1 protein-coding gene is annotated in these 205 nt (G+C 43.4%); it reads left to right on the top strand.

The window, feature by feature from the left end; genetic code table 11:
- On the top strand, positions 1 to 205 hold a 205-nt coding region (gene crl / locus AB4512_RS24955; protein WP_372176147.1), incomplete at both ends, for a sigma factor-binding protein Crl.

The following is a 205-nucleotide window of genomic DNA, read 5'->3' as shown; positions in this document are numbered from 1 at the left end:
TGTTAAACGTTTTAAAGGCTATTGGGCCTTACTTGAGGGAGCCGCAATCAGAAGATGGTCATTACATTTTTGATTGCTTGTCAGTGTGTGTGAACGATAAAAAGTCACCAGAAGAGCGTGAGTTTTGGGGCTGGTGGTTAGAGTTGGATAAGTCGGAAGAAGGATTCTCGGCGAAGTACAACACGGGTAAATACAACATTGATGG

It is taken from the genome of Vibrio sp. 10N.222.52.B7, from assembly GCF_041474275.1.
Classification (GTDB): Bacteria; Pseudomonadota; Gammaproteobacteria; order Enterobacterales; family Vibrionaceae; genus Vibrio; species Vibrio crassostreae_C.
This window is presented reverse-complemented; position numbering and strand designations above follow the sequence as displayed.